The 23,288-nt window shown below is 68.6% G+C and carries 24 protein-coding genes and 1 tRNA gene; 13 read left to right on the top strand and 12 right to left on the bottom strand.

Features of this window, described 5'->3' with window-relative positions; genetic code table 11:
- Positions 1 to 79 precede the first annotated feature (79 nt).
- Positions 80 to 1,489, top strand: a complete 1,410-nt coding sequence (locus tag ID574_RS46700; RefSeq protein ID WP_188195510.1) for an MFS transporter — start codon at positions 80 to 82, stop codon at positions 1,487 to 1,489.
- 63 nt (positions 1,490 to 1,552) lie between these two features.
- Entirely contained in the window at positions 1,553 to 4,753 is a 3,201-nt protein-coding gene (locus ID574_RS46695; protein ID WP_188195509.1) for an AfsR/SARP family transcriptional regulator, read from the top strand.
- On the opposite strand, the gene ID574_RS46690 is transcribed toward ID574_RS46695, so the two are convergent.
- Complete coding sequence (locus ID574_RS46690) at positions 4,738 to 5,304, bottom strand: dihydrofolate reductase family protein (protein ID WP_188195508.1); 567 nt, start codon at positions 5,302 to 5,304, stop codon at positions 4,738 to 4,740. The two genes, ID574_RS46695 and ID574_RS46690, sit on opposite strands and share 16 nt — an antisense overlap.
- A gap of 202 nt (positions 5,305 to 5,506) precedes the next feature.
- Here ID574_RS46690 and ID574_RS46685 point away from each other — a divergent pair, with 202 nt between their 5' ends.
- Positions 5,507 to 6,274 carry an alpha/beta fold hydrolase gene (locus ID574_RS46685; RefSeq protein ID WP_188195507.1) on the top strand — a complete coding sequence of 256 codons (768 nt, stop codon included), beginning with the start codon at positions 5,507 to 5,509 and terminating at the stop codon, positions 6,272 to 6,274.
- Positions 6,275 to 6,347: 73 nt separating this feature from the next.
- Here ID574_RS46685 and ID574_RS46680 read toward each other — a convergent pair whose 3' ends face one another.
- Both ID574_RS46680 and ID574_RS46675 read right to left on the bottom strand, forming a co-directional pair.
- Positions 6,348 to 7,334 carry an NAD-dependent epimerase/dehydratase family protein gene (locus tag ID574_RS46680; protein ID WP_188195506.1) on the bottom strand — a complete coding sequence of 329 codons (987 nt, stop codon included), beginning with the start codon at positions 7,332 to 7,334 and terminating at the stop codon, positions 6,348 to 6,350.
- A 90-nt stretch (positions 7,335 to 7,424) separates the two neighbouring features.
- Positions 7,425 to 7,631, bottom strand: a complete 207-nt coding sequence (locus ID574_RS46675) for a hypothetical protein (RefSeq protein WP_188195505.1) — start codon at positions 7,629 to 7,631, stop codon at positions 7,425 to 7,427.
- Between the two features lie 220 nt (positions 7,632 to 7,851).
- Here ID574_RS46675 and ID574_RS46670 point away from each other — a divergent pair, with 220 nt between their 5' ends.
- Entirely contained in the window at positions 7,852 to 9,177 is a 1,326-nt protein-coding gene (locus ID574_RS46670) for a sensor histidine kinase (RefSeq protein WP_188195504.1), read from the top strand.
- Positions 9,178 to 9,259: 82 nt separating this feature from the next.
- On the opposite strand, the gene ID574_RS46665 is transcribed toward ID574_RS46670, so the two are convergent.
- The 3 genes from ID574_RS46665 to ID574_RS46655 all read right to left on the bottom strand — a co-directional run bounded on the left by ID574_RS46665 (position 9,260) and on the right by ID574_RS46655 (position 11,460).
- Complete coding sequence (locus ID574_RS46665) at positions 9,260 to 10,135, bottom strand: aminoglycoside phosphotransferase family protein (RefSeq protein ID WP_188195503.1); 876 nt, start codon at positions 10,133 to 10,135, stop codon at positions 9,260 to 9,262.
- Positions 10,136 to 10,174: 39 nt separating this feature from the next.
- Entirely contained in the window at positions 10,175 to 10,576 is a 402-nt protein-coding gene (locus ID574_RS46660) for a hypothetical protein (protein ID WP_336245617.1), read from the bottom strand.
- A 314-nt stretch (positions 10,577 to 10,890) separates the two neighbouring features.
- Positions 10,891 to 11,460, bottom strand: coding sequence for a hypothetical protein (locus tag ID574_RS46655; RefSeq protein WP_188195502.1), 570 nt, complete (start codon positions 11,458 to 11,460; stop codon positions 10,891 to 10,893).
- Positions 11,461 to 11,739: 279 nt separating this feature from the next.
- On the opposite strand from ID574_RS46655, the gene ID574_RS46650 reads away from it, so the two are divergent.
- Entirely contained in the window at positions 11,740 to 12,285 is a 546-nt protein-coding gene (locus tag ID574_RS46650) for a dihydrofolate reductase family protein (protein WP_188195501.1), read from the top strand.
- Positions 12,286 to 12,361: 76 nt separating this feature from the next.
- Here the strand turns inward: ID574_RS46650 and ID574_RS46645 are convergent, their stop codons facing one another.
- From ID574_RS46645 to ID574_RS46635, 3 genes are all read right to left on the bottom strand, one after another.
- Positions 12,362 to 12,721 (bottom strand): VOC family protein, encoded by a 360-nt coding sequence (locus ID574_RS46645; protein WP_188195500.1) that lies wholly within the window; start codon positions 12,719 to 12,721, stop codon positions 12,362 to 12,364.
- 385 nt (positions 12,722 to 13,106) lie between these two features.
- Entirely contained in the window at positions 13,107 to 13,961 is an 855-nt protein-coding gene (locus ID574_RS46640) for a hypothetical protein (RefSeq protein ID WP_188195499.1), read from the bottom strand.
- Positions 13,962 to 14,130: 169 nt separating this feature from the next.
- Positions 14,131 to 14,661, bottom strand: coding sequence for a DUF4240 domain-containing protein (locus tag ID574_RS46635; RefSeq protein WP_188195498.1), 531 nt, complete (start codon positions 14,659 to 14,661; stop codon positions 14,131 to 14,133).
- A 374-nt stretch (positions 14,662 to 15,035) separates the two neighbouring features.
- Here ID574_RS46635 and ID574_RS46630 point away from each other — a divergent pair, with 374 nt between their 5' ends.
- The 5 genes from ID574_RS46630 to ID574_RS46610 all read left to right on the top strand — a co-directional run bounded on the left by ID574_RS46630 (position 15,036) and on the right by ID574_RS46610 (position 19,231).
- Complete coding sequence (locus ID574_RS46630) at positions 15,036 to 15,626, top strand: RNA polymerase sigma factor (RefSeq protein WP_188195497.1); 591 nt, start codon at positions 15,036 to 15,038, stop codon at positions 15,624 to 15,626.
- Positions 15,623 to 16,573 carry a CU044_5270 family protein gene (locus ID574_RS46625; RefSeq protein ID WP_188195496.1) on the top strand — a complete coding sequence of 317 codons (951 nt, stop codon included), beginning with the start codon at positions 15,623 to 15,625 and terminating at the stop codon, positions 16,571 to 16,573. The genes ID574_RS46630 and ID574_RS46625 overlap by 4 nt, the downstream gene beginning before the upstream one ends.
- A gap of 370 nt (positions 16,574 to 16,943) precedes the next feature.
- Positions 16,944 to 17,510, top strand: coding sequence for a MauE/DoxX family redox-associated membrane protein (locus tag ID574_RS46620; RefSeq protein WP_188195495.1), 567 nt, complete (start codon positions 16,944 to 16,946; stop codon positions 17,508 to 17,510).
- The gene (locus ID574_RS46615; RefSeq protein ID WP_188195494.1) at positions 17,507 to 18,061 is read left to right on the top strand and encodes a hypothetical protein; all 555 of its coding nucleotides are present in this window, start codon (positions 17,507 to 17,509) and stop codon (positions 18,059 to 18,061) included. Before ID574_RS46620 ends, ID574_RS46615 begins: the two co-directional genes overlap by 4 nt.
- Positions 18,062 to 18,688: 627 nt before the next feature.
- Entirely contained in the window at positions 18,689 to 19,231 is a 543-nt protein-coding gene (locus tag ID574_RS46610) for a hypothetical protein (protein ID WP_188195493.1), read from the top strand.
- Positions 19,232 to 19,266: 35 nt separating this feature from the next.
- Here ID574_RS46610 and ID574_RS46605 read toward each other — a convergent pair whose 3' ends face one another.
- Positions 19,267 to 19,851: a hypothetical protein gene (locus ID574_RS46605; RefSeq protein ID WP_188195492.1), complete on the bottom strand. Its 585-nt coding sequence runs from the start codon at positions 19,849 to 19,851 to the stop codon at positions 19,267 to 19,269.
- Positions 19,852 to 20,062: 211 nt separating this feature from the next.
- Here ID574_RS46605 and ID574_RS46600 point away from each other — a divergent pair.
- Positions 20,063 to 20,158, top strand: a tRNA-Sec gene (locus tag ID574_RS46600).
- Between the two features lie 291 nt (positions 20,159 to 20,449).
- Here ID574_RS46600 and ID574_RS63110 read toward each other — a convergent pair.
- Positions 20,450 to 20,677 carry a hypothetical protein gene (locus ID574_RS63110; protein WP_188195491.1) on the bottom strand — a complete coding sequence of 76 codons (228 nt, stop codon included), beginning with the start codon at positions 20,675 to 20,677 and terminating at the stop codon, positions 20,450 to 20,452.
- Positions 20,678 to 20,914: 237 nt separating this feature from the next.
- On the opposite strand from ID574_RS63110, the gene ID574_RS63105 reads away from it, so the two are divergent.
- Positions 20,915 to 21,286, top strand: a complete 372-nt coding sequence (locus tag ID574_RS63105; protein WP_442939410.1) for a DUF4240 domain-containing protein — start codon at positions 20,915 to 20,917, stop codon at positions 21,284 to 21,286.
- Positions 21,287 to 21,832: 546 nt separating this feature from the next.
- Here the strand turns inward: ID574_RS63105 and ID574_RS46585 are convergent.
- The gene (locus ID574_RS46585; RefSeq protein WP_188195489.1) at positions 21,833 to 22,096 is read right to left on the bottom strand and encodes a DUF7660 family protein; all 264 of its coding nucleotides are present in this window, start codon (positions 22,094 to 22,096) and stop codon (positions 21,833 to 21,835) included.
- A gap of 145 nt (positions 22,097 to 22,241) precedes the next feature.
- Here ID574_RS46585 and ID574_RS46580 point away from each other — a divergent pair, with 145 nt between their 5' ends.
- Entirely contained in the window at positions 22,242 to 22,622 is a 381-nt protein-coding gene (locus ID574_RS46580) for a hypothetical protein (protein WP_188195488.1), read from the top strand.
- Positions 22,623 to 23,288 lie beyond the last annotated feature (666 nt).

Raw genomic sequence — 23,288 nt, 5'->3', positions numbered from 1 at the left:
TGTCCGAGAAGGGTGATTCTTCCTGTCGGGCGGAGAATCATTGCCTGGCTGCGGTGGGCCCGCGGAGAGGTAGCCGCTCATGAAGGCGTCCGGATTCGACACGCGGCGGCGCGCGCTGGCCGTCTGCCTGGTGGCGGCGTTCATGAGCGGCCTGGACGTGAGCATCGTGAACGTGGCGTTGCCGTCCATCAGCGAAGGCCTGCGGGCGAGCGAGGACGAGTTGCAATGGACGGTGTCCGGGTACGCGCTCACGTTCGGCCTGCTGCTGGTCCCGGCCGGGCGGCTGGGGGACGCCAGGAGCCGCCGCGCGATCTACATGTGGGGCGTGGCGCTGTTCACGCTGTCCAGCGCGGTGTGCGGGCTGGCGGGGAACATGCCGGTGCTGATCGCCGCCAGGCTGGTGCAGGGCATGGCCGCCGGGATGATGAACCCGCAGGTGTCCGGGCTGATCCAGCAGATGTTCCAGGGAAGCGAGCGGGGCCGCGCTTTCGGCGCGCTCGGCGCCACCATCGGCGTGTCCACGGCTGCCGGGCCGCTGATCGGAGGGGCGCTGGTCACCGCCTTCGGGCCCGAGCACGGCTGGCGGTGGGTGTTCCTGGTGAACGTGCCGATCGGGGTCGCCCTGCTTCCCCTGGCCCGCCGGGTGCTGCCCGCGCCCGGCCGGGCGGAGGCGCCGGACGTGCCGACGGGGCGGCGCGAGAGCATGGATCCGGTCGGCGTCCTCCTGCTGGGTGTCGGGGTGGCAGCCCTGCTGCTGCCGTTCATCCAGCAGCACCAATGGGAGGGCGAGGCCAAATGGCTGCTCATCCCCGCCGCGCTGGTCGTGCTGGCCGGGTTCGTCGCCTGGGAGCGGATCTACCGCCGCGAGCCCCTGGTCGACCTGGCCCTGTTCCGCAAGCGCTCGTACAGTCTGGGCTCGGCCATCGCCCTGCTCTACTTCGCCGGCTTCACCGGCATCTTCTTCACCTTCACCCTCTATCTCCAGAGCGGCCTTCACTACAGCGCCCTGATGGCGGGCCTGTCGATCACGCCGTTCGCCCTCGGCTCGGCCTCGGCGTCCGTGGTGGGCGGCCGGCTCGTGTCCCGGGCCGGACGGCGAGTGGTGGCGGCCGGCCTGATCACGGTGATCGTCGGCCTCTCCGCCACGATGGCCGCGACCTGGCTGGTGCCCGGGCAAGGGGTCGGACTGGCGACCGCCCTGCCTTTGCTGGTCGCCGGCATGGGCAGCGGCCTGGTGATCTCCCCCAATCAGGCGATCGCCCTTTCCGAGGTGCCGTCCGCGGGCGGCGGGAGCGCGGCCGGAGTGCTGCAGACCGGCCAGCGGCTCGGCTCGGCCATCGGGATCGCGGCGGCGGGCTCGACGTTCTTCGGCTCAGTGGCCCAGGGCTGGCCGACGGCCTTCCGCCACGGCCTGATGGTGGTGCTGCTCTGCGTCTTCGTCGCCCTCGTCGCGGCCGTCTACGACCTCGTCCGCACCCACTTCTCATGATCGCCCGCATGTGGAGCACCTTCGCCCGCCGATCCGTCCCCTATGTCGGGCTAGCCTGGGGCGATGCGATTCGGGGTGCTGGGGCCGCTGGCCGTGTGGACCGACGGCGGTGAGCCCGTCAGGATCCTCGGGCGCCAGGTGCGCGCCCTGCTGGCCGACCTGCTGGTCCACGAGGGGCGTCCGGTGTCGGTCGACCGGCTGGTCGAGGACGTGTGGGGCGAGGCGGCGCCCGCCGATCCCAGCGCCGCCCTCCACGTACGGGTCGCGCAGTTGCGCCGCGCCCTGGCCGGCGCAGAGCCGGGCGGCAGGGAGCTCGTGGCGTCCCAGGCCCCCGGCTATGCGTTGCGGGCCGGGCCCGACGCCGTGGACGTCGTGCGGTTCGCAACCCTGGTCGGGCAGGCGCAGGCGGTCGGCGACCCGCGGGCCAGGGCCGCGCTGCTGGCCGACGCGCTGGCCCTGTGGCGCGGGCCGGCCCTGGCCGACTTCGCCGACGAGGAGTTCGCCCGCACGACGGTGACCCGATGGGAGGAGCAGCGGCTGGCCGCCATGGAGGCGTACGCCGAGGCCCGGCTCGACCTCGGCGAGCATCACGAACTGGTCGGCGAGCTGGGCGAGCAGGTGTCCCGCCACCCCTACCGCGAGCGGCTGAGGGCGGCCCACATGCGGGCCCTCCATCGTTCCGGCCGGGCGGGCGAGGCCCTCGACAGCTTCCAGGAGCTGCGGCGCCTGCTCGCCGACGAGCTGGGCCTCGACCCGAGCCCGGAGCTGGCCGCGCTGCATCAGGCCATCCTGGCCGGCGACCCCTCCGAGGACGCGCCGGCGCCGGCTCCGCGCCCGGTCAAACCCACCAGCAACCTGCCGGCTCCGGTGACCGAACTGATCGGACAGGACCATGCCGTGCAGCGGATACGGGAGCTGCTGGCGACCGGCCGGCTGCTCACGATCACCGGCCCGGGCGGCGTGGGCAAGACCAGTGTGGCCCTCGCGGTCGGCCGGTCCGTGGCCGAGGCGTACCCGGACGGCGTGTGGCTGATCGACCTGACCACCTGGGACGGGATGGGGGATGTGGCGGAGCTGGTCCTGTCCGTCCTGTCCATCCCCGATGCGCCGGGCGGTTCGCAGCCGCCGGGCGAGCACCTGGCCGCCGCCCTGCGGGAGCGGCAGGTGCTGCTGGTCCTGGACAACTGCGAACACGTGGTCGCCCCGGTGGCCGATCTGGTCGCGGCCGTGCTGCCGGCCGCGCCCGGCCTGCGGGTGCTGGCCACCAGCCGGGAGCCGCTGCGGCTGCGTGGCGAGGTCCGGTGGGAGCTGCCGCCGCTGGCCGTCCCCGACACCGACGACCCGGAACGACTGGCGCGATCCTCCGCCGTGCGGCTGTTCCTGGCCAGGGCCGGGCTGGAGCCGGAGCCGGAGACCACCTCCCACGTGGCCGAGGTGTGCCGGCGGCTGGACGGGATCCCCCTCGCGCTGGAGCTGGCCGCCACCCGGGTGCCCGCGCTGGGCGTGTCCGAGCTGGCGGCCCGGCTACGCGTGCCCCAAGACTGGCTGGGGCTGCTGGGCACCGGACCGCGAGACGCTCCCGCCCGGCAGCGCACCCTGACCGCGGTGATCGACTGGAGCTGGCACTTGCTGGCCGAGCCCGAGCAGGCGGTGCTGCGCCGGCTGGCCGTGCACTCGGGCGGGTGCACGCTGGCCGCCGCCGAGTCGGTGTGCGCCGGGGACGGGGTCCTCGCCGGCGAGGTGCTGGACCTGCTGGCGGGGCTGGTGGACCGCTCGCTGGTGACGCGCGGTGACGGGGCCCGGTTCCGGCTGCTGGAGTCGGTGTCCGCGTACTCTCTGGAGCGGCTGCGTCAGGCCGGGGAGGAGACGGCGCTGCGGCGCCGGCACGCCGGCTACTACCTGGCGCTGGCCGAAGAGGCCGAGCCGCGGCTGCGCGGGCCCGGCCAGCGGGAGTGGCTGCGCCGGCTGGACGCCGAGTCCGCGAACCTGCGGGCCGCGATGGACACCTTTCGGCGCGAGGGCATGGCCGAGTCGGCGCTGCGGCTCTCCGAGGCCCTGGTGTGGCATCGGTTCCTGCGTGGCCGGCTCACCGAGGCGCGCCGGTCCCTGGCGGAGGCCTCGGCCCTGGCAGGGGAGGCACCTGCCGAGGTCCGGGCCAGGGTCGCGGTCTGGCACGCCGGCCTGGCGATCCGGCAGGGGCAGGCCGAGCCGGGGCTGGCGGCGGAGGTGCTGGGGGAGTACGAGAAGGTCGCGGACCCGGCCGGGCTGGCCCGGGCCGCATGGTTCCTGGCCGCGGCGATCATCGACTACGGGGACGAGAGCGCCACCGGGGAGCTGCTGGAGCGGGCTCTGGAGACGTTCCAGGACGTCGGTGACCGGTGGGGGGAGGCGGCGGCGCTGAGCACCCGGGCCATGCTCGCGCACATTCGGGAAGACGCGGCCGCGCTGGAGCGGGACGTCCGGCGCAGCGCCGAGCTGTTCGGCGAGCTGGGCGACGACTGGGGAGTGCTTCAGGCCACGGATTGGCTGATCGGCCTGGCGGACATGACCGGCGACCATGCGGAGGCGGCCCGGCTCAGCGAGGCCGGCCTCCGGATGGCCGAAGACCTGGGCCTGTGGCCCGACGTGGCCGGGCGGCTGGCCTGGCTGGCCTGGACCTCCGTGCAGGTCGGGGACTATCCGCGCGCCCGCGAATACGCGGAGCAGGCGCGGCGGCTGGCCGCCGAGCAGGGGCAGCAGGCGATGGAGGTGTTCGCCGCCATCGGGCTGGCGTTCGCCGCCCGCCGCGACGGCAAGCTCGACGTGGCGGAGGAGCATCTGCGGTGGCTGCTGGCGTCCGCCCGGCGGCAGCAGCAGGGCGGTGGCGGCCGTCCGCCGTACCTGTCGATGGTCCTGGCCGAGCTGGGGCTGCTGGCCGAACGGCGGGGCGACCCGGCCGCGGCGCTGGCCCGGCACCGGGAGGGCTTCGACGTGTACCGGGACCAGGGTTCGGCGCGTGGCATGGCCTGGGCTCTGGCCGGGATGGCCGCCGCGCTGGTGCTGGACGGGCGGCCCGGCCTGGCCGCTGAGCTGCTCGGCGCGGCGGACGCCGTCCAGCGGGAGGCCGCGCTGCCGTCGTCTCCGTCGGAACGTGCCGAGCTGGCCCGGATCACCACCGTGGTCCAGGCCGCCGAGCCCGAGTTCGCCGCCCGGTTCGCGCGTGGTGGCGAGCTCACGCCCGAGCAGGCCCGGGCCCTGCTGGACGAGGATCACTTGGGGACATAGACGTGGACGACGATCCCGGAGCCGAACTGCTTCACGTCGGCCAGCTTCAGGTGGGTGGTGTCGAAACCGGCGCCCTCGAACAGGTGCTTGCCGGCCCCGACGATGACGGGGAAATACCAGAAGTGGAACTCGTCGATCAGACCGTGCTCCACCAGGGTGCGGTCGAGCTCGCCGGTGCCCCACTTCACGATGTTCTTGCCCGGCTGCTCCTTCAGTTTGGCGACCTCCTCGGCGACGTCGCCCTGGATGAGGGTGGCGTTCCAGGTGACCTCGGTCAGGGTCCGCGACGCCACGTACTTGGGCATGTTGTTCATGTGGTCGGCGTCGGGTCCTTCTCGCCCCGACCACGCCTCCGCGAACCCCTCGTAGGTCACCCGTCCGAGCAGCATGGCGTCCGCTGAGGACAGCAGGCCCGCGGCGTATCCGCCGTGGTCCTCGTCCCAGTACGGGTGACCCCAGTTCTGCGGCTCCGCTCGGGACGCCGTGGACGGGCGGGTGTCGTCGATGATGCCGTCCAGCGACACGAACGTCGACTCGATGAGCTTGCGCATCTTCTGCTCCTTGTTGATTCGCTCTGTGCCGGCGACTCGGTGCCGCCTTCCTGACGACCACGAATCTGCCAGGGGGGCCTTACCGTTTCCTTCTCGTCCCCCTTCTCGCTCCCGCCGATGGAGTCTGCTAGATCGAATCCAGCGGAGCGCGTGCCCGCGCCTCGCGCCTTCCGGCTGAGGATCACCTGCGAGGAGGAGTCTCATGGGCCGTGTGACGTCGAAGGACGGCACGTCGATCGCGTACGACCGGCAGGGGCGCGGGCCGGCCGTCGTCCTGGTGGGCGGAGGGTTGGACGATGGCTCGGAGAACGCGCCGCTGGCCGCCGAACTGGCGGGGCGCTGCACTGTGTACAACTACGCGCGGCGAGGCAGGGGCGGCAGCGGTGACACTCCGCCGTACGCCGTGGAGCGCGAGATCGAGGACCTGGCCGCGCTGATCGCCGAGGCCGGCGGATCGGCGCACGTGTATAGCGTCTCGTCGGGCGGCATGTTCGCGCTCGAAGCGGCGGCGGCAGGAGTGGCGATCAACCGGCTCGCGGTGTATGAGGTGCCCTACGACACGGCCGACGACGCGCCGCGGCGGTTTCAGGCCTACCGCGAGCAGCTGGCGGCCGCGCTCGCGGACTCCCGCCGCGGCGATGCGGTCGAGCTGTTCATGCGACTGGCCGGAGCGTCGGAGGGGGACGTCGCGGCGGCCAGGAACTCACCCTACTGGCCGGGCCTGGAGGCCTTGGCGCACACGCTCGCCTACGACGCCGCCTGCTACGGACCGCCGCCGACCGCCCGCCTCGCGACGATCACGCAGCCGACGCTGGTGCTGGTCGGCGGGGGGAACGGCTTCTACGAGCCGGCCGCGGCCGCGATCCGCGCGAGCATTCCCCGCGCCGAGCGTCACACCTTCGACGGGCAGGGCCACGTGGCCGACCCGAAGGCGGTCGCTCCCGTCCTCACCCGCTTCTTCGAACCCTAGGGCCACGTCATGTGCTTCGCCGGACCGTGACGCCGCCGGCAGCCCCAGCCGGCCGGCGATCGGGGCCCTTCCGTCAGCGGCCTTCCAGCAACCTCGCCTCCACCGCCGGATCGAGCCCCACGCGCGGCCGATCCGGCCGCATCGGCGCCTCGCCGCCGATGCTCCGCAACCACGCCCAGGTGTCCGCCACCGTCTCCTCCACGGTCCGGAGCCGCAGCCCCTCCGCCACGGCCTTGGACACATCACCCCCGTGCATGAAGTCGTGGTCCTCGCCCACCAGCCAGATCGGCAGCTGGATCCACGGCGTCACCCCCGCCGCCAGGATCGTCTCCGCATCGACCCACCGCAGCTCGGCCTCGGCCCCCGTCACCTTCACACAGGTCTCGAGCAACTCCCCCATCGTCGTGAACCCCGGAGGGCTCACCACGTTGAACGCCCCGCCGACCCCGCGCTCGGCCGCCCGCAGGCACCACACGGCCAGGTCGCGCGCGTCGACGTACTGCAATCCCAGATCACGGGAGCCCGGCGCGAGCACGGGCCCGCCACGCGCGATCCGGCTCAGCCACCACGGCAGCCGCCCGATGTTCTCGTAAGGGCCCAGGATCGTCCCGGCCCGGGCCAGCAGCGCCCGCTCCCCGAACGCGGCGACCGCCGCCAGCTCGCCCCCCGCCTTGTTCCTGGAGTAGTCGGAGGCGTCGTCATCGTCGGCGGACGCCGCCACGAGGGGCGCGCTCTCGTCCGCCCCGAAGGGCACCGGATCGGCGTACACCGACCTGCTGGACACGTAGACGTAGTGGCCGGCCCGCCCGGCCAGCAGCGACGCCGCGTCCCTGACCGCGGAGGCCGCCCACGACCAGGTGTCGACCACGACGTCCCACTCGCCGCGCTCCAGCGCCGCAAGCCCACCGGCCGCCGACCGGTCGCCGCGGAGCGCCGTCACGCCCGCGGGCGGCCGATGACGCCCCCGGTTGAACACGGTCACGTCCCACCCGAGAGCCAGCGCCTCCTCGACGACCGCGCGCCCCACGAACTCCGTGCCACCCAGCACCAGGACCTTCATGGCACCCACTCTGGCCGAGGCGCCCACGCGCCGGAAGCCGTCCACGCCATCAGCGGAATCGCCACGAGCGAAAGCCGCGAGCCCCCTCGCTCAGAACTCGCACCCGCCCGGATCAGCCAGATCCTCCTCGTCGTACTCGACGAGAGGGTCCGGAAGACGGCGATCGCGGGCCACGCCCCAGCCGGGCTCGGGCTCGCCGGAAACCCACACGGCGAGCCCCGGGCCGCCGTGCGAACCGGCATCGGTCATCACCTCGCCGCCCCGCAGCCACACCCACACCGGCCCCAACGCGCTCACTCCGCATCACCCACCCACCCCGATCCTGAGCCGAAAAGATGCACGGAGCGTGGCGAAGCGCCCCTCTTGGCGCCTCGCTTACCGAATCTCGATCGACAGAGGACCAGGTCAACAACCTCGATGTTGCGAACGCCGTCCCTGGGTACGTGTCACAGACAGTGATACGGGGGATGGGATGGTGCAAAGGTTCTTTCCGCGCTCGATCCGGGCGCGATTGACCATGATCGCGACACTGGTCGCGGCGCTGGTCTTCACCGCCACGTCCACCATCACCCTCGCCACCGTCCCGGGCAACCTGCGCGGGCTGGTGCACACCAGGGTCGAGCTGGCCGTACGCAGGGTCGCCAGCCAGGCCGAGGCCGGACAGCTGCCGGCCGAGCTGGAGACGCCGTCACGCGTCCACTTCCTGCAGGTGGTCTCGCAGGAGGGCAAGGTGATGGCAGCATCCCCGGATCTCCGCGGGGACCCGCGCCTGGTCGCCATCCAGGTGGACGAACCCGAGAAGATCTACGTCACCGAGCGCAGGCTGCCCCGCATCAGGAACGAGGACGAGGGACAGTACCTCGTGGTGGCCATGCGCGCGCAGACCCCCTCCGGCCCTGCCATTGTGTACGGCGCCGAATCGCTCACCGAGGTCAACCGGGCCCTGGCCTGGCTCTACATCCTGGTGTTCCTGGGCACCCCGCTGGTCCTGGTGATCGTCGGAGGCACGACCTGGGCGGTGGTCGGGCTCGCCCTGCGCCCCGTCGAACGCATCCGCGCCGAACTGGCCGAGATCACCGGCCAGGACCTCAGCAGGCGGGTGCCCGTACCGGACACCGGCGACGAGATCGCCAACCTGGCCATCACCACCAACCACACCCTCGACCGCCTCGAACGCTCCGCCGAGACCCAGCGCCGCTTCGTCGCCGACGCCTCGCACGAGCTGCGCAGCCCCATCTCGGCCATGCGCGCCCAGCTCGAGGTCGCCAACGCCTACCCGGAGGAAACGGACTGGCCGGCCACCGGCGCCCGTACGCTGGCCGCCGCGGAGCGCCTCACCGGCATCATCGACGAGCTGCTCATGCTGGCCAGGCTGGACGCGGGCGCGGTCCCGCAGCGGCGCGTGGTGGACATGTGCCGGGTGGCCGAAGAGCAGGTACGCCTCCGTGAGGGCGCCAGGGTCCCCATCGTCCTCGACCCCTGCGAACCGGCCCCGGTCTACGGCTCGCCCATGCAGCTCGACCGCCTGCTGACGAACCTCCTGGACAACGCCACCCGGCACGCCGCCACCAGGATCGACCTGTCCGTGACGGTGGAGGGCGACAAGGTGGTCGTGACGGTGACGGACGACGGCGACGGCATCCCGCCGCAGGACCGGGAGCGCGTCTTCGAACGCTTCACCCGCCTGGAGAGCGCCCGGGCCAAGGACAAGGGCGGCAGCGGCCTCGGCCTCCCGTTGTCCCGCGAGATCGCCACCGCCCACGGCGGCACCCTCACCGTCACCGACCACTGGCCCGGTGCCCAGTTCGTGGCCGTCCTGCCGCTGTACGAGGGCGAGTCATAGACCTCGCCGAATGGACCTGCGCCGGCTCTCCGACGAGATCGAATCCGTGTCGAGCCGCTACGCGGATGCGCTCGGCCCGGCGTCAGTCGATGACCGAGTCCTCAAGGACGTGGACGAGGACGCCGTTCTGGAAGCCCTCGGGGTCGGGGCTGGACAGGCCGGCCATGGTCGCGAGCGCCTTCCACAGCGCCCATCCGCGTGCCCGCCGCCACGTGTCATCCGAGAGCCCGACCGCCTCGCGGAAGACCTTCCGCTCGTCACCGGCGAAGTGCGTCCAGGCCATGACGAGATCACAGGCGGGATCGCCGACCCCGCACGTACCGAAGTCGATGACCGCGGACAGCCGTCCATCGACGGCGAGCAGGTTGCCGGCGGCGACGTCACCGTGGAACCACGCCGGCGGGAACGGCCAGGCCGAGGTCAGCGCGCTCGCCCAGACGGCCTGGCAGGCCTTGACGTCGACGACGTCCCGGAGCCTGTCGAGGGCGCACTGGACCTGATCACCGAAAACGCTGGGGTGGCATCCCCGGAAATGAGAGTGACGACCGCCGACCGGCCCCCGCTGCGCGGGAATCTTCCGTAGCGCGGCGAGAAAACGTCCGAGATCGCGAGCCAGCTCACTCCGATCGACGTCCGCCGCCCTGTCCACCGTCTCTCCGGGCAGCCACCGCCGTACCGACCAGGGAAAAGGGTAACCGGGCGCGGGACGTCCGGTCGCGACCGGCGACGGCACAGGCAGGGGCACATGCCCGGCCAGGACGGGAAGCCAGCGATCCTCCTTCTCGACGCCGGCTGCGTACGCTTCGGCACTGGGCAGGCGCACGGCCAGCTGATCGCCCAGCCTGAAGGTCCGGTTGTCCCAGCCTTGGCGGGCGACGGGCTCGATCGGAAGACGACTCCACTCGGGGAACTGCTCGGCGACCAAGGCACGTACGAGGTCAACGGTGATGTCGATCATGCCTCTCGCTCCTCGCGATTCACGCTCAGCCCAGCGGGTTCACCGACTTTTCACGAGGCTTAACAGAAAGTCGGAGTCACCGGTTCGGATCAGCTGCGCCAGCCGCTGAGCAGGTATCACACTGTTGAAGACGGCCAACACGTGCTCCTCTTCGTCCTCCAGACGAGCCCCTCCAAGGACCATGTGCTGGCCGTCACCTCTGACGATGGGGCCGTGGCCTTGAGGTCGGTCCCGGTCCCGGATTCGCCCTGTCGCCCAGGCATAGTCCCAGGCCTGAAGGTCCGGCGGCTGGATCCCGAGGCCGGTCAGGATGGCGCAGACCTGCTCGCGGTGATGGTTGGCGTGGTTGAGCGCCTGAGCCACGAAGATGCCGGCGCGGACCTCGCGGAGGCCGCTGTCCACGACGATCACGCGTTCCACGTCGATGGGCTTGGCCAGCACCTCCCCCCAGAGCTGCTCGGCCTCCGAGGCCCAGACCAGGAGCTTGTGCAGATCGGCGTCCTCGTCGCTGGAGACCCAGGGGAGGTCGGCGTCGGCCAGACGCCGTACGTAGCTGATCCCAGGAGCTGCTTCGTCGCCCAGTTGTGTGACGGATCGCGTCGAGCAGGACTTCGTTCATGGCAGCCTCTCTGTCCCGGCACTGACTTGATCGTGCCGGGATGCCACCTGGAGCCGCAACGCATATACGGCGGCGGCGTACGAGGCCATCCGCCGCCGCTCTCCGAAGGCTTTCCAGCCGCTCCCAAGCCTCAGCCCTAGAACCGCCGGCACTGGCCTTCCTTGTTGCCGCCCACGATGTTCCCGCTCCCGGTGGGTGCCGGACGGTTCTCCTTGCACTGCAGGTTGCCGTTCACCTTGTTGCGCCGGATCTCCGCGCCGCCGCGGTTCCCGACCACCTGGATGCTGCCGCCCACCCGGTTGCCGTTGACCTTCAGATACCGGCCGTTGGCGTCGAACTGGATGTCGGACTTGATCCGCGAGTACTCGACCGTGGCCGCCCCACCCTGCTTCACCTGCACACTTCCGTCGACCACCGAGCCGGCGGTCACCGTCACCCTGGCCGCCCCCTCCGCCTGGACGTTGCCGACGACCTTCACTCCCCGGGCGACCAGGGTCGCCCTCTTCTCCACCTTCAAGGTGCCCTTGATCCGGGTGCCTTTCAGGGTGCACTTGGCGCCCTGCGGGACGCGTACGTTGTCGAGGGTCACCGCGCCGATGGTCCCGCGGCAGGTGCGCTCCTCGGCGAGCGCCGGGGCGGTGAGGACCGCCGTGCCCATGCCGAGTCCGAGAACGGTGCCCGCCAGTGCCGATCCGATCTTCCGCATGTCGTGAACCTCCGTCAGTCATGACCTGTGTCTGATGAAGAGGGTTTCGACCGGCGGTGAGGTGATGCTGAGACCGACATTAGACCCATCTCATGAAATGTCGCAGTTGAGCGGTCGGAGCCGTTGTCGCTTCTGTACAAGACCTGAGCCCTGGTTCTCCTCTAACCTCCCAGACGCAGTCACGGGGCAAGATCCGAGCCGGGCATCGCCCTGGGACATGACACGGGGCGAGCCGGCCCGGCCTAGGGGATCGGCGCCCGATGACCAAGGAGCAGAGCCATGGCTAAGATCATCTCCAGCTTTTTCATCTCCGTGGACGGTGTGGTCGAGTCGCCGGACCAGTGGCATTTCCCGTACTGGAACGACGAGATGGGCGCCGTGGTCCAGGCGGGAGTGCAGAGCGCGGTGGCGATGCTGATGGGCCGCAAACTGTACGAGGAGTGGTCCGCGTACTGGACCTCGACGGACGCCGATCAGGACTTCGCCGTGGCCCTCAACAATGTCCGCAAGTACGTCGTGTCGAGCACGCTGGAGAAGGCGGACTGGGACAACACCACCGTCATTTCCGGTGACGTCGCCGGCAAGGTGCGCGAACTCAAGGAGCAGACCGACGGCGACATCCAGATGTCCGGCTCCGCGACGACCGTGCGGTGGCTTCTGGCCAACGGGCTGCTCGACGAGCTGAACCTGCTCGTCCACCCGATCGTCGTCGGCCATGGCCAGCGCCTGTTCGAGGACACCCCGACCCACCCGCTGAAGCTGGTCAAGTCCGAGACCTTCCAGACCGGCGTGCTCAACCTGACCTACGCTCCGGACGCCGACTGACCGGCACCCGCACCGGACCAGGTGGACGGCGGCGCACCACCATGGGAGGCCGGCGGCAGAACGGGTGACGGTCGTTCTACGCCGGCTCCCAGTAGACCTCGATCACGTAGCCGTCCGGATCGAGGCATTTGAAGCTGCTGAAGCGCGGCTCGTCGTAACGTTCCACGATCGGCACCCCGTCCGCGGCCAGCAGGTCCAGCCGCTGGTTGACCGCCGCTCCGTCCGAGCAGGCGAACCCGAAGTGGCTGAAGTCGGGCATCTTCCGGGGATCGGGATCCGGGTGGAGCGCGAGATCGAAGCGGTCCGCGTCCCTGATGATCACGGTGCCGTCCGGGTACTCGCTCGCGGGACCGGCGCCGAAACCGAAATACTTCTCATAGAAACGCCGTGACCGCTCGATGTCGCGCACGGCTAAGGCGAGATGGTTGAGTCGCATGCCGCCGACGGTAACTCCGCCTCCGCCACCCGTGCGACTCGATTTCCGGCCGCTGTGGACGCAGCCGGTCCTGGCGATTTCATGTGTCCGCCACACGCACGCCGGCGCCCTGGTCCCGCCGAGCCTGTAGACCTCTGACATCCGAACGGAGCGTGGCCTCGCACGCACCGCAGACGCATTCACGCTGATCATGCGAACTCCAGCGTTGACCACGACCCCACTGGCCGGCTTGCGCCGCTCGAGGCCGGCTGTGACGAGCGGGGCATGGGCGCGGCGCGGCGGGCGGCATCGTCGGCGGGGGAGCGCAGCGGGGGCGCCCAGTGCGTATCCGGCTCCAGCGATGATCACCGGCGTCCGGGCCCGCATGGTCACTTCATCCGTGGTGTCACAAGGGGTACTGCTCGGCGGCCTGCTTCTCGACCGCGTTGTCCTTCGGGAGGTAGACCGGGTAGAAATCCCTGCCGCACTCAAGGTCGTCGAGCGCTGCCTTGATCTCCCTCTGCAGGTAAGGCTTGGCCTGTTCAGGGGTCAGGGTCGGCACGTAGAACGTCCATGGCTCGCCGTCCTTCCTCGAAGGCGCGACATCGGGGACGTCGTCCTTCTGCTCGCGTCCGAGCCTGTCCCACAGGTCGAGGAACGACTGGCGACCGTACTCGGCCATGGCCTTCGGGGTGACCTCGCTGAGTGAGTACCCCTTGCCCTTCAGGCACGTGGCCATGGCGGAGGCCAGCTCCACCAGCGTGGGGTCGGAGTTCAGCGTGCGCTCGATCGCCTGGATGCGGGCCTTGGCCGCCTGCTTGTGGTAGTCCATGTCCGACTTCACGTTCAAGCCGAGCACCTGGTTGATGGCGGTGGCCGTGCAGGAGTCCAGAGCCTTGTGGTAGGCGCTGATCTGGGCTTTGGAGAGGGCGGACTGAATCTTCCCGTTCGGGTTGCTCTCAGGGCCGGCGTCCTGACCGTTGAATACGTCGGGGTAGACGTGCTCAGCGAAGACCCCGAATCCGTATTTTTCGCGATATTTCTGCATCGCCTGGTAGTCGCCGGCGGCCCGCTCCTCGTCCTCGTGGGACACCTTCCATTCCTGCACGAACGCCACGTACTTGAAGCCCTTCTGCTTCATGCAGTCGGCCTTGGCCGCTTCGACCTGGTATCTCTTGTCCTTGGTCGCCGGCGCGCCGGTTGACGGCGCGGCGCTCCCGGCGGCGCCCCCGCAGCCGCCGATCAGGGTCAGTGCAGTCACGGCGAGGACGATCTGACGTGATCTCGTGAGCATGGCAGCGGACCATACTCCGTTGAACAGAGCATGGTCAATGTCGGCGGTGCCCCCGCTGGCCGAACGGCGCGAACGCGGTCAAGGCCTGCGTGGCCACGACGGTGGATCGGTCGACCGGATCGGGGCGTACGTACGCTCAGGGCAGCGCGTCGGCCTCATCGAGCAACGCGGACAGGCGGGGGTAACGACGGCGCATCTCTTCGACGTCGGCGAAGTCCCACATCTCCCCGAGCTCCGGATACACCCCGCTGCCTTCGGGCAATTCGTGGCCGGTCATGCGCTGGTAAGCCCTGTCGGGGGTGTACATGAAAACCTCGCATTCGCACTCCTCGAAATCGTCGAGGATGCACCTGCGGACCGGCCCGTAGTCCGCCAGGGAATCCGGATCGGCGAGCGCCGCCTCATAGATCTCACGCCCCTGGCCGACCAGCCAGCAGCGGAAATATTCGAAGCCGTCGTCAGAGCAGCCGCCGTTGATGAGATACGCGGCCCCCCACAGGTCGACACGATGCGCTCCGAGGCGGAGATCGGTGAGGTGCTGGTCGAATGCGACGATCTCCTGCGGAGGCAACCGGCTGAGCCTTGAGACGAGTTCGTCGCAGTCGTCGTCGGGGCCTGTCGGCCGAGGGCATTCCGCGAGGATGGCCCAGAAGTCATCCCGAGTCATGATCGGCATTCTCGTGCGTCAAAGCCGAAAGTGTCGTCCGCCTTCCTCACCTGTTGTGCTTCGGTAACACTGTCGGCAGAACGGGCATGAAGAACCGCGCCTTTTGCCGCGTGAGCTCCCGTTCGCCAGGGGCTCCTCAAAACCGGCCAGGTACCTGTTGAGGAGATCCTCGGACACGGTCACAGAATTGGCCCCGTGCAGCTTGTTGCGTACGGCGAGCCGCTGACGCAGCGTCTCAGGGCTCGCCTTGAGGTAGATCAGCTCCCCCTGACACCTCCCGCCACCGCCCGAATGCGAACACCTGCCGGCCGCACCAACTCGGCAGCCGGGGCGCTTGGCGAGAACCGGATCCGGCCTATCGGGAGACAGCAGGCATGACACGAACAGAATCGGTCGAGAGAGCGGAGGAGGATGATGCGGAGCTCATCCGCTGCTCGCACGATGATCCGGAGCGGTTCGCCGGGATTTTCGATCGCTACATCGAACAGATCCATCGGTATGTGGCCCGCCGACTCGGGACCCAGGCGGCCGACGACATCGCGGCGGAGACGTTTCTGATCGCCTTTCGGCGGCGCGCGTCCTACGACCTGGCGCAGCAACTGGCCAGGCCGTGGCTGTACGGCATCGCCACCACTCTGATCGCCAGGCACCGGCGCAGCGAGGAACGGTTCCTGCGGGCGCTGTCCCGTACGGGCGTGGACCCGCTGCCGGAACCGATGGCGGAGGCGGTCATCGACCGAGTGACGGCGCAGCAGAAGGACCGCCTGCTGGCAGGGGCGCTGGCGGGCCTGTCGCAAGGTGATCGCGATGTGCTGCTGCTGGTGGCATGGGGCGACCTGTCGTACGAGGAGGTCGCCGAGGCGCTTGGCGTCCCGGTCGGGACCGTGCGCTCGCGCCTGCACCGAGCCCGCAAGAAGACCAGGGCAGCCCTGGGAGACGACGATCCGACAAGGCAGGACGCATGATGGACGAAATCAAGAACTTCCGCAGCTCCACCCCTGTGATCACCCGCCAGGCGGAGAACACGGCGCGCGCCCGGTTGCTGCAGGCGATGCGCGAACCGGCCCCCGCACCTCCCCGGCGTCGTATGCCTCGCCTGGCATGGCGTCTGGCCCTCGCCGCATCGCTGGCAGCGGCCGTGGGGACGGGTGTCGCTCTCACGAACGACGGCGGCGGCCAGCAGGCCTTCACCCACGTCGCAAGCGTCCAGGAGCTTGGCGAGCGAGCTGCGAGAGCGGCGGTGATCGACCCCTCCAAGACCGTCCCTTCTCCTGGAAAGTGGCTGTACGTCAAGGAGACGATCGCGCCGCTTCGCGAGGAGCCCGCGCCTGCGGTGGACCGGGACAAACGAACCACCCTGGAGCTGTGGAACAGCGTGGACGGCAAGCAGACGGCCCTGGATGACGGCAAGGGCAAGCTCGTCGTCCACGAGACCGGCCCTGGCATCACCGCCGCCGATCTGGGTGAGGCCCCTGTCACTCCAGAGCGGATGCTCGAACGAATCAGGGCGGCCATCGCCGAAGCTCCCGTGCCGCCGGGCGACGACAAGTCAGAAGAACAGCGGATCGTCGAGTCGATCTCCCAGCTCATGAGCGGGCAGTCGCTTGAGCCGGAGGTACGGGCTGCACTGTTCCGCGCGTTGCCGATGATCCAAGGAGTGTCGATCAAGCAAGACGCGGTGGACGCCGCCGGCCGCCATGGGATCGCCTTCGCCTACACAGGCCGGTGGGAGCGCTTCGAGATCATCCTGAACTCGAAGGACTACACCTACCTGGGGAGCTACGGAGAGACCGTCGCCACCCGCACGTACTCTCCGCCTTCCGGAACACGCGAGATCAAGGCGGGCACCCCCGTCGTGTGGACCGCTCATCTGGAGTCCAAGATTGTCGACAAGCCGGGGGAACGCCCATAGAGGCCGCGCTGCCAGCTTGGGAACTCTTCAAGATCATGGCCTCTGAGCAGCGGAAGCGCCGACCTGGGCATATGTCGGTCGAGTGACCATGAGTCCCCGCTGATCCCTCTACGAACGGGCACGCAACCAGCGGCGCACCACCACGTTGGCGAACCCCTGGCCATGGCGGCTCAGGAACCCCATGCCCGTTCACAGAGAGATCGGCGGGAGTCACGGGTAAACGGTCACGTGGATCCCATACCCGTAGTGCGTCGCAGGTGGGCACCTTGATGATCGATCCTTACTCCACCGAGATGATCTCGTCAAGATCTTGATCATATTGGGTTGTTCCCATACGTTTCGATCATCCCACCCTAAACGGGAGCAACAGATGAACGTTGATGTGGTGGTCATGGCTGGAGCCGGAGCTCAAGCCATACTCATCCTGGTTTTCCTGGTCGCTGCACTGTCGAAGATCATCACCCATCGCGAGCTCGGCCAGACCATCGCCCGGCTAGGTCCGGCGGCTCTGGCGAGGCAGGGCACGATCGCCGTGATTTCCGCGGAGCTGCTCGCCGTGACAGGTCTGACGGCGTTTCCGTCCGCCACTTGGCCCAGGGGGCTCATCGCGCTGCTGGCACTGGTGTTCGCAGGTGCCGGAATTCGCGCGCTGAGCAGCGGAGAGAAGATCAAGTGTGGTTGTTTCGGGAACGGCGCCGCCGTTCTCGGCTGGCGGCAGGTGCTGTACCTCCCGCTGTGGCTGGCGCTGGCCGCGATGGCCGAGATGCGCCCGCCGAACTGGACCGGGGAGGAGGGGCTGCTCGGCCTGGCCGTGGCGCTGCTCGTCCTGGTGGCCTGGAAGCTCAGGGCTGAATGGCGGGTCTGGCGCCCGCTGCGGGAGGACCGGCTGGCGATCCCCGAACCGACCCGACCCGAAGCGGAGGTGCCCGCCTCATGACGACGGTACTGCTTATTGTGATCTGTCTGCTGGCCGTGGTGGTGTTCATCCAAATCGGCGCGCAGGTGGAACTGTTTGAACAGGTCAAGCAGATCCGGGCATATCTCGATCTGGAGGACAAGCCCGATCCGGTGGAGCTGGGAAGTCTGGTGGGCAGGAGTCCCAGCAGCTTCGGGTTGCCGGCGGTCCTCGACGAATCCGATGCGGCGGTGGTGCTCTTCGTCTCCAACAAGTGCGAGACCTGCCGCAACCTGGCGTCGGCATTGCGCGGTGGCGCGGTGCCGCCATCGATGTGGGTCGTGGTCGTCCCGGTGTCCGGGGACGGCAACGAGTTCATCACCGAGTTCGAGCTGCACGGGGAGCGGGTCCTCCTCGACGAGGAGGAGCGCATCGTCAACAGCCTCGGGCTCGATCTCACGCCCGTCGCCCTTCATGTCACCGACGGGAAGCTGACACGGGCCCACACGGTGCCGACGGTGAGGCAGATGTATGCGGCCGCCCCTGTCCCCTACAAGATCACTTTGGGTCGAAAGCCCTCTGTGCGGCACTGATCCCAGTCCACCCCATGGTCAGAGAGGCCACGTATGGACGATCTCAACAAGATGTCGTTAGGGAACCCTTCGCACCGGCGAGGGTTCCTCGGCTGGATGGGCAGGGTCGGCGTAGCGGCGATCGGCGCCGTTGCCGGCGTAGCGGCGACGACCAAGACGGCCGAGGCGGCGAACTGGCGCTGCTGCACCCTCGCCAAACCCGACAACTTCTGCAGGACCAACAGCCAAGGGCAGTACATCTGCCCCTCCGGCTACACCATGAAGACGTGGACATGCTGTAGCGGCTCAGGCTCAACCCGGCGGAGGTACGGCTGCGGCGAGTGCACCAAGGGAAGGGACTGCTGGACGGGACCGTTCGCCTGTTCCGCCGGCTGGACCGTCAACCCTAACGGCTGCTGACGACTGACCGGGTGGCCGGTTCTGGCACGAAGCTGTCCGGATCGGCCACTCCGGCGGGAGGATGTCTTGTCTTTCGACACCTGGGTGACCTTCGCGTTGCTCCTACTCGTCGCGAGCGCGGGCTTCGCGCAACTGTTCAGCTTTTGAGGCCTGTCCTTCGTCGGATATCTCCGCCCCCTGGTCCAGGGGAGATCTCCTGGGGAAAAGGCTTGGTATCAGCCGATCCTCATGCTCTCGTTCGGCTTCACCCTCTCGGCCCTGACCATGTACGGCCTGGTCCACCTGCTCGGCTCCGGTGTGTTCGGCGGGATGGGGCACACGGGCGCCAAGTCGGCCGCGGCGCTGGTGATGCTCGGCTGCTTGGTCATCGATTCCGGCCTGTTCGGGCTCAGCACGCCCATGTGGCGACGTCAGACTCCGCGGCAGCACTTCTATCGGTTCGGCCCGGTCAGGGGAGCCCTCCTGTGGGGGCTGGACACCGGCCTGGTGGTGACCACGTTCAGGGTCACCTCGCTGACCTGGGCGGCGCTCGGCGTCACCCTTTTCGGGTTGGTCCCGTGGTGGGTTGGGCTGGCCTACGCACTCGGCTTCACCGTGCCGGCCTTCGCGATGGTGGCGCTCGTGCCGCCATCGAAAGACCCGGTGGAAATCCCCGAGCCGATCTGGCTCATGGACTGGCTCATGGAAAGGGAGAAGCCGATCAGGCGGGTTGCGTTGGCCGTGCTCACGGCCGCGTTGGCAGGGGTTGCCATCTCTGTGTTCCAAGGCTGAGGCGCCGCGTGCGGCGGGCGGCGTCTCGGCTCAGATCAGCACTTGCCGTTGAAGAAGGAGATCTCGCGCTGGACGGTGGCCTTGCCCGGCACACTGAACTCCAACAGGACGCATCGGGGTTCCTTCACATAGAAGCCGCCGACGAAAACCGTGTCGTGGTCGGCGCACGCGGTGAAAGTCACCGCATGGTCGGCCTCGGCCGGGGTGCGGGCGCCCCTGGCCTGCTCGGAATAGAGCAGCCCTGCGCTGTCGTGGAACTTCGCGGGAATGGACAGGGTGATCGTCCCACCCTTCCTGACCATCGCGCCGACCTTGAATCTGTGGTTGCTCCCGTACTCTTCGGCGCGAGCGCTGCCCCACGCGAGCAGCCCTGGGATGACCAGCGGCCCCACTGCGAGGTCGTCTGGCCCGACGGCAACCCCGTCCTCCTCCCCGGACACCTCCACGTTGCGGTTCTCGCAGTTCAGCAGGCGGGGATTGCTGAGGCTTCCCTGCCGCCCCACTTCCTTTCGGGGTCTCGGCTGCAGGCCCGCCTCTCCGACGCCACAGGCCGCCAAGGACGGCAGCAGAGCCGCCAGCGCTGTCCAGGTCAGTTTCCTGCGAACACCCTTGAAGATCACTACCTAGTTGTACACCGGCCGATCGCCAAGGGCCAGGTCCTCCGCGCGTTCAGCGGATCACGACGGCGCGGTGATTGCGGGGGGCATCATGGCAGGCAAGCGATCGCTCCCGGGTCACGGCCAGAACCTGTCCGATCGAGGGTTCGGACAGCCGCCGATCTTGATCGCCGAAAATCGCCACCCTCACGCCAGGCTGGCTGAGATCGCGGTCGGAGACGTCCAGGTGCCTGATGGCCCTCCCGGTCTTCAAAACCGGTGGCACCGAGTATCTCGGCGCGGCGGGTTCGATTCCCGTCCGTCTCCGCCAGACCACACCTTCCGGAGCGCCGTGAGCATCGACGAATTGCTCGCTCAGACACGTGCCGGGCTGCCCCGCGTGCTAGCCGTCGAGATCCGGGCAGCAAGTCCCGTGATATCCCGCTGATCACTCTGCGAACGGGCACGCAACGGGCACGGCGGAGGGCATGGTTCTCACGGCATACCTGTGTTCGTTCAGCCGGGCCGTGGGAGAAAGGTCCTCACACGGCCCGCGCCGACCTGGCCGAGCCGGACCTCCGGCGTGGATGCGCTCACGCTGTGTGCTTCCCGCAGCGCGGGCTCATAGCTTGTAGAGCTTGTTGAACGGCGTGGTGATTCGTTCCTGTCGCGATCCGAAATCGACGAACACGGCGACCTCGTCTTCTACACCAATGACGACGCCAAGACCATATCGATCATGGGTCACCTGGTCGTTCACGCTGAACCGCTCGGCAGGCAGAGCGGGAGGCGGAGGTTTGAAGGGACTTGTGGGCAGGTGACGACGGGGTGCGCCGCTGGCTGGCTTCATCCCCTCAAGTATGTGCTGCCCGAGGGAATGCCCGCTACGGAGGATCGACCAGCTCGCCAAAACGATCAAGGCCCACGCGCGGATGCGACTCCTGACCTGGGCCTCCATGGGTAGAGCGGGTGACGGAAATCGAACCGCGCTGTCAGCTTGGGAACCGGCTACTGATCTTGGCGCCCTGAAACAGACCGCGGCTGCCCGCCTGTTCTGGCATGGATCTGGCACGCGGTCCAGGTCTCCATGGTGCGGCATTGCCAGCCGGGCCTGGCACCATGCAGCGTCATGGAGGTTGATGAGTTCTGGCTCTTCCTTCGGCGGTCCCGGGAAGTGACCAGTGATCCTGATGAGCGCCTGCGGTGGCTGGCCCTTCACCTCGGGCGGAGTCCGCTGGCCCGGATCGTCGACTTCCAGGTCTTGCTCAACCAGATGCGACGACGATCCGACACATACGACATGTGGGAAGCCGCCAACCTGATCTTCGGTGGCTTCTGGGCGTTCCCCCTTGAATGCGGACACCTTGGAGACTGGATCTTGAGGTCCAGGGGAAGAGATGTCCCTGATGGTGATGAAGAACTACCCGCCCGAGTTCAAGGCCGACGCGGTGGCGTATAACCGACGCCGATCCCAAGGTCCGCGTCGGTGTGACTCAGAACCCACTCACCACAATAGATCGACACCGCCTTCTCGCAAACGACAAGTCCGCAGCCGTGCGCGCGGCAGCAGTGCAGTCTGGAAAGCTCCCTCACGACGAACTGCAACGCCTTGCCCACGATCGCTCGGTCAACGTGCGATGGTGGCTGGCCACATGGCCCACCACACCGGAAGCCGTCTTGCGGGTTCTCGCAGAGGATCCTCATCACGATGTGGAGACCCAAGCCCAAGCGAGACTCAGGAAGAATGCCTAGCTTGTTACTGGCCCGAGAAGATCGAACGAGCTCGTATACGGCCGAGGTCCAGACATCGAATCCATCGGTCCACCTGGGCTTTCATGCTGAGAGCGGGTGACGGGAATCGAACCGCGCTGTCAGCTTGGGAAGTCTCGAACGATCTTGACTGTTGAGCTGGGGAAACGCTGACCTGCGGGGAGCGGTCCGGCTGCCGTGGTTCCCCGTGAGTCCCCCTCGTTCCCTCTGCTGACGGGCACGCACCGGGCCCGGCCTACTCGTAGATCGTTGCCGCTCCCAGCGCGTTGGCGAAGAACGACCAGGAGGCATCGTCAGGTGCAGGACGACCCGTGTTCGCGTAGTAGCCCGGGGACGACCTGATCCAGGCGGCCAGCGCTTCCAAGAAACGCTCCAAGCGGTCGTTCTCCCAGACCGCTCCGTCGATCAGCTCTGCGTGGAGGGCTTCAACGTAGCGGGCGAGATCTTCGCGGGTCTCGACGGCTTCGGCGGCGGCCGGCGATATGTCGTTCTGCCCCATGAACTCCATAGTGGAGGGCTAACAGCAAGCCCGCACCAGGCCCCTACCCCAGCCACCGACAGACCGGTGGTGATGAACACGCCCATGGTGATCCTCCCGGAGCCGGAGGGCTCTCGCCGGAGGCGTGGGCTGTACGGTCGTCCACATGGATCCGCAGTACGCCGCGGACGCCCGTCACATCTGGAAGACCTACGTGCCGCCGCGAGGGCAGGCCGACACCGTTCAGGGCGAGTTGCTGCGGGCGGTGGAGAAGCTTCGCGACGAAGCCCAGCGCAACGGCAACGTCAGCTGGGACGAGCACCACGAGCGGCTTCTGGCCTATCTGAGCGAGAGACTCATGGGCTCAGAGTCGTTCGATGCGGAGACGTCACGGCAGTTGCTCGCGGATCTGAGGCGTCTGGTGGACTTCGAGCGTCCGTGCGTTGATGACGAGCCCTTCGACCGCATCACGTACCGCGTTGTTGACTGGTGCCGTACCCATCCCGAGTCGGTGCCGCATGAGCATGATCCGGAGTTGCGGCGCTGAAGCCCGCTGGTAGCGGCGCGGCTCTGAGGCGGCGAGTTTGTTCGGTACGGCAGGTGCGGCGCCGCGCCGCGCCGCCGCTTTGGTGACCATCAGCCCGCCCAGGTTGGAAGCAGGCAAGCGCATTGTCAGCATCCCGGTTATCCTGCTCCCGGACCTCCGCAAGCACATGGGACGTACGCCGAGAAGGGTGAGCTCGGACACGTCTTCGTCGGGCCCAAGGGTGCCAAGCTCCGACGCGCGAACTTCGCCCGTGTCGGGGCGGCGGCGCTGAAGAAGGCCAAGCTCAGCGGATTTCACTTCCATGATCTCCGTCACACCGGAAACACCTTCGCGGCCCAGTCCGGTGCGACCCTTCGGAACCTGATGACTCGCTTGGGCCCTCGTCCACCCTGGCGGCGCTGATCTACCAGCACACCGCGATGGAGCGCGACCGGGCCATCGCCGACGCCTTGGGCAAGCTGGCCCGAGAAGGCCCTGAAGCCCGGAAGACGACCAAGATCCAGACGGATCGGGCATGTAACGGGCACGGAAGATCGAACGGAGCCGTGGAAACGATCAAAGCCAGGTCGGGAATCAACCCCTGACCTGGCTTTTCGTTCTTGGAACGCGTGACGGGAATCGAACCCGCGCTGTCAGCCTGGGAACTCTTTCGAGATCATGGGCTCT

The organism is Nonomuraea sp. SYSU D8015, from assembly GCF_008065375.1.
GTDB lineage: Bacteria > Actinomycetota > Actinomycetes > Streptosporangiales > Streptosporangiaceae > Nonomuraea.
This window is presented reverse-complemented; position numbering and strand designations above follow the sequence as displayed.

Bases quoted from the DNA above. Each gene is read 5' to 3' on its own strand.
- ID574_RS46625 (WP_188195496.1), top strand. From the start codon at position 15,623: ATGATGGACGAAATCAAGAACTTCCGCAGCTCCACCCCTGTGATCACC.
- ID574_RS46650 (WP_188195501.1), top strand. From the start codon at position 11,740: ATGGCTAAGATCATCTCCAGCTTTTTCATCTCCGTGGACGGTGTGGTC.
- ID574_RS46690 (WP_188195508.1), bottom strand. From the start codon at position 5,304: ATGCGCAAGCTCATCGAGTCGACGTTCGTGTCGCTGGACGGCATCATC.
- ID574_RS46655 (WP_188195502.1), bottom strand. From the start codon at position 11,460: ATGCGGAAGATCGGATCGGCACTGGCGGGCACCGTTCTCGGACTCGGC.
- ID574_RS46680 (WP_188195506.1), bottom strand. From the start codon at position 7,334: ATGAAGGTCCTGGTGCTGGGTGGCACGGAGTTCGTGGGGCGCGCGGTC.
- ID574_RS46685 (WP_188195507.1), top strand. From the start codon at position 5,507: ATGGGCCGTGTGACGTCGAAGGACGGCACGTCGATCGCGTACGACCGG.
- ID574_RS46695 (WP_188195509.1), top strand. From the start codon at position 1,553: ATGCGATTCGGGGTGCTGGGGCCGCTGGCCGTGTGGACCGACGGCGGT.
- ID574_RS46630 (WP_188195497.1), top strand. From the start codon at position 15,036: ATGACACGAACAGAATCGGTCGAGAGAGCGGAGGAGGATGATGCGGAG.
- ID574_RS46665 (WP_188195503.1), bottom strand. From the start codon at position 10,135: ATGATCGACATCACCGTTGACCTCGTACGTGCCTTGGTCGCCGAGCAG.
- ID574_RS46610 (WP_188195493.1), top strand. From the start codon at position 18,689: ATGCTCTCGTTCGGCTTCACCCTCTCGGCCCTGACCATGTACGGCCTG.
- ID574_RS63105 (WP_442939410.1), top strand. From the start codon at position 20,915: ATGGTGCGGCATTGCCAGCCGGGCCTGGCACCATGCAGCGTCATGGAG.
- ID574_RS46670 (WP_188195504.1), top strand. From the start codon at position 7,852: ATGATCGCGACACTGGTCGCGGCGCTGGTCTTCACCGCCACGTCCACC.
- ID574_RS46635 (WP_188195498.1), bottom strand. From the start codon at position 14,661: ATGACTCGGGATGACTTCTGGGCCATCCTCGCGGAATGCCCTCGGCCG.
- ID574_RS46700 (WP_188195510.1), top strand. From the start codon at position 80: ATGAAGGCGTCCGGATTCGACACGCGGCGGCGCGCGCTGGCCGTCTGC.
- ID574_RS46585 (WP_188195489.1), bottom strand. From the start codon at position 22,096: ATGGGGCAGAACGACATATCGCCGGCCGCCGCCGAAGCCGTCGAGACC.
- ID574_RS46620 (WP_188195495.1), top strand. From the start codon at position 16,944: ATGAACGTTGATGTGGTGGTCATGGCTGGAGCCGGAGCTCAAGCCATA.
- ID574_RS46615 (WP_188195494.1), top strand. From the start codon at position 17,507: ATGACGACGGTACTGCTTATTGTGATCTGTCTGCTGGCCGTGGTGGTG.
- ID574_RS63110 (WP_188195491.1), bottom strand. From the start codon at position 20,677: ATGAAGCCAGCCAGCGGCGCACCCCGTCGTCACCTGCCCACAAGTCCC.
- ID574_RS46580 (WP_188195488.1), top strand. From the start codon at position 22,242: ATGGATCCGCAGTACGCCGCGGACGCCCGTCACATCTGGAAGACCTAC.
- ID574_RS46645 (WP_188195500.1), bottom strand. From the start codon at position 12,721: ATGCGACTCAACCATCTCGCCTTAGCCGTGCGCGACATCGAGCGGTCA.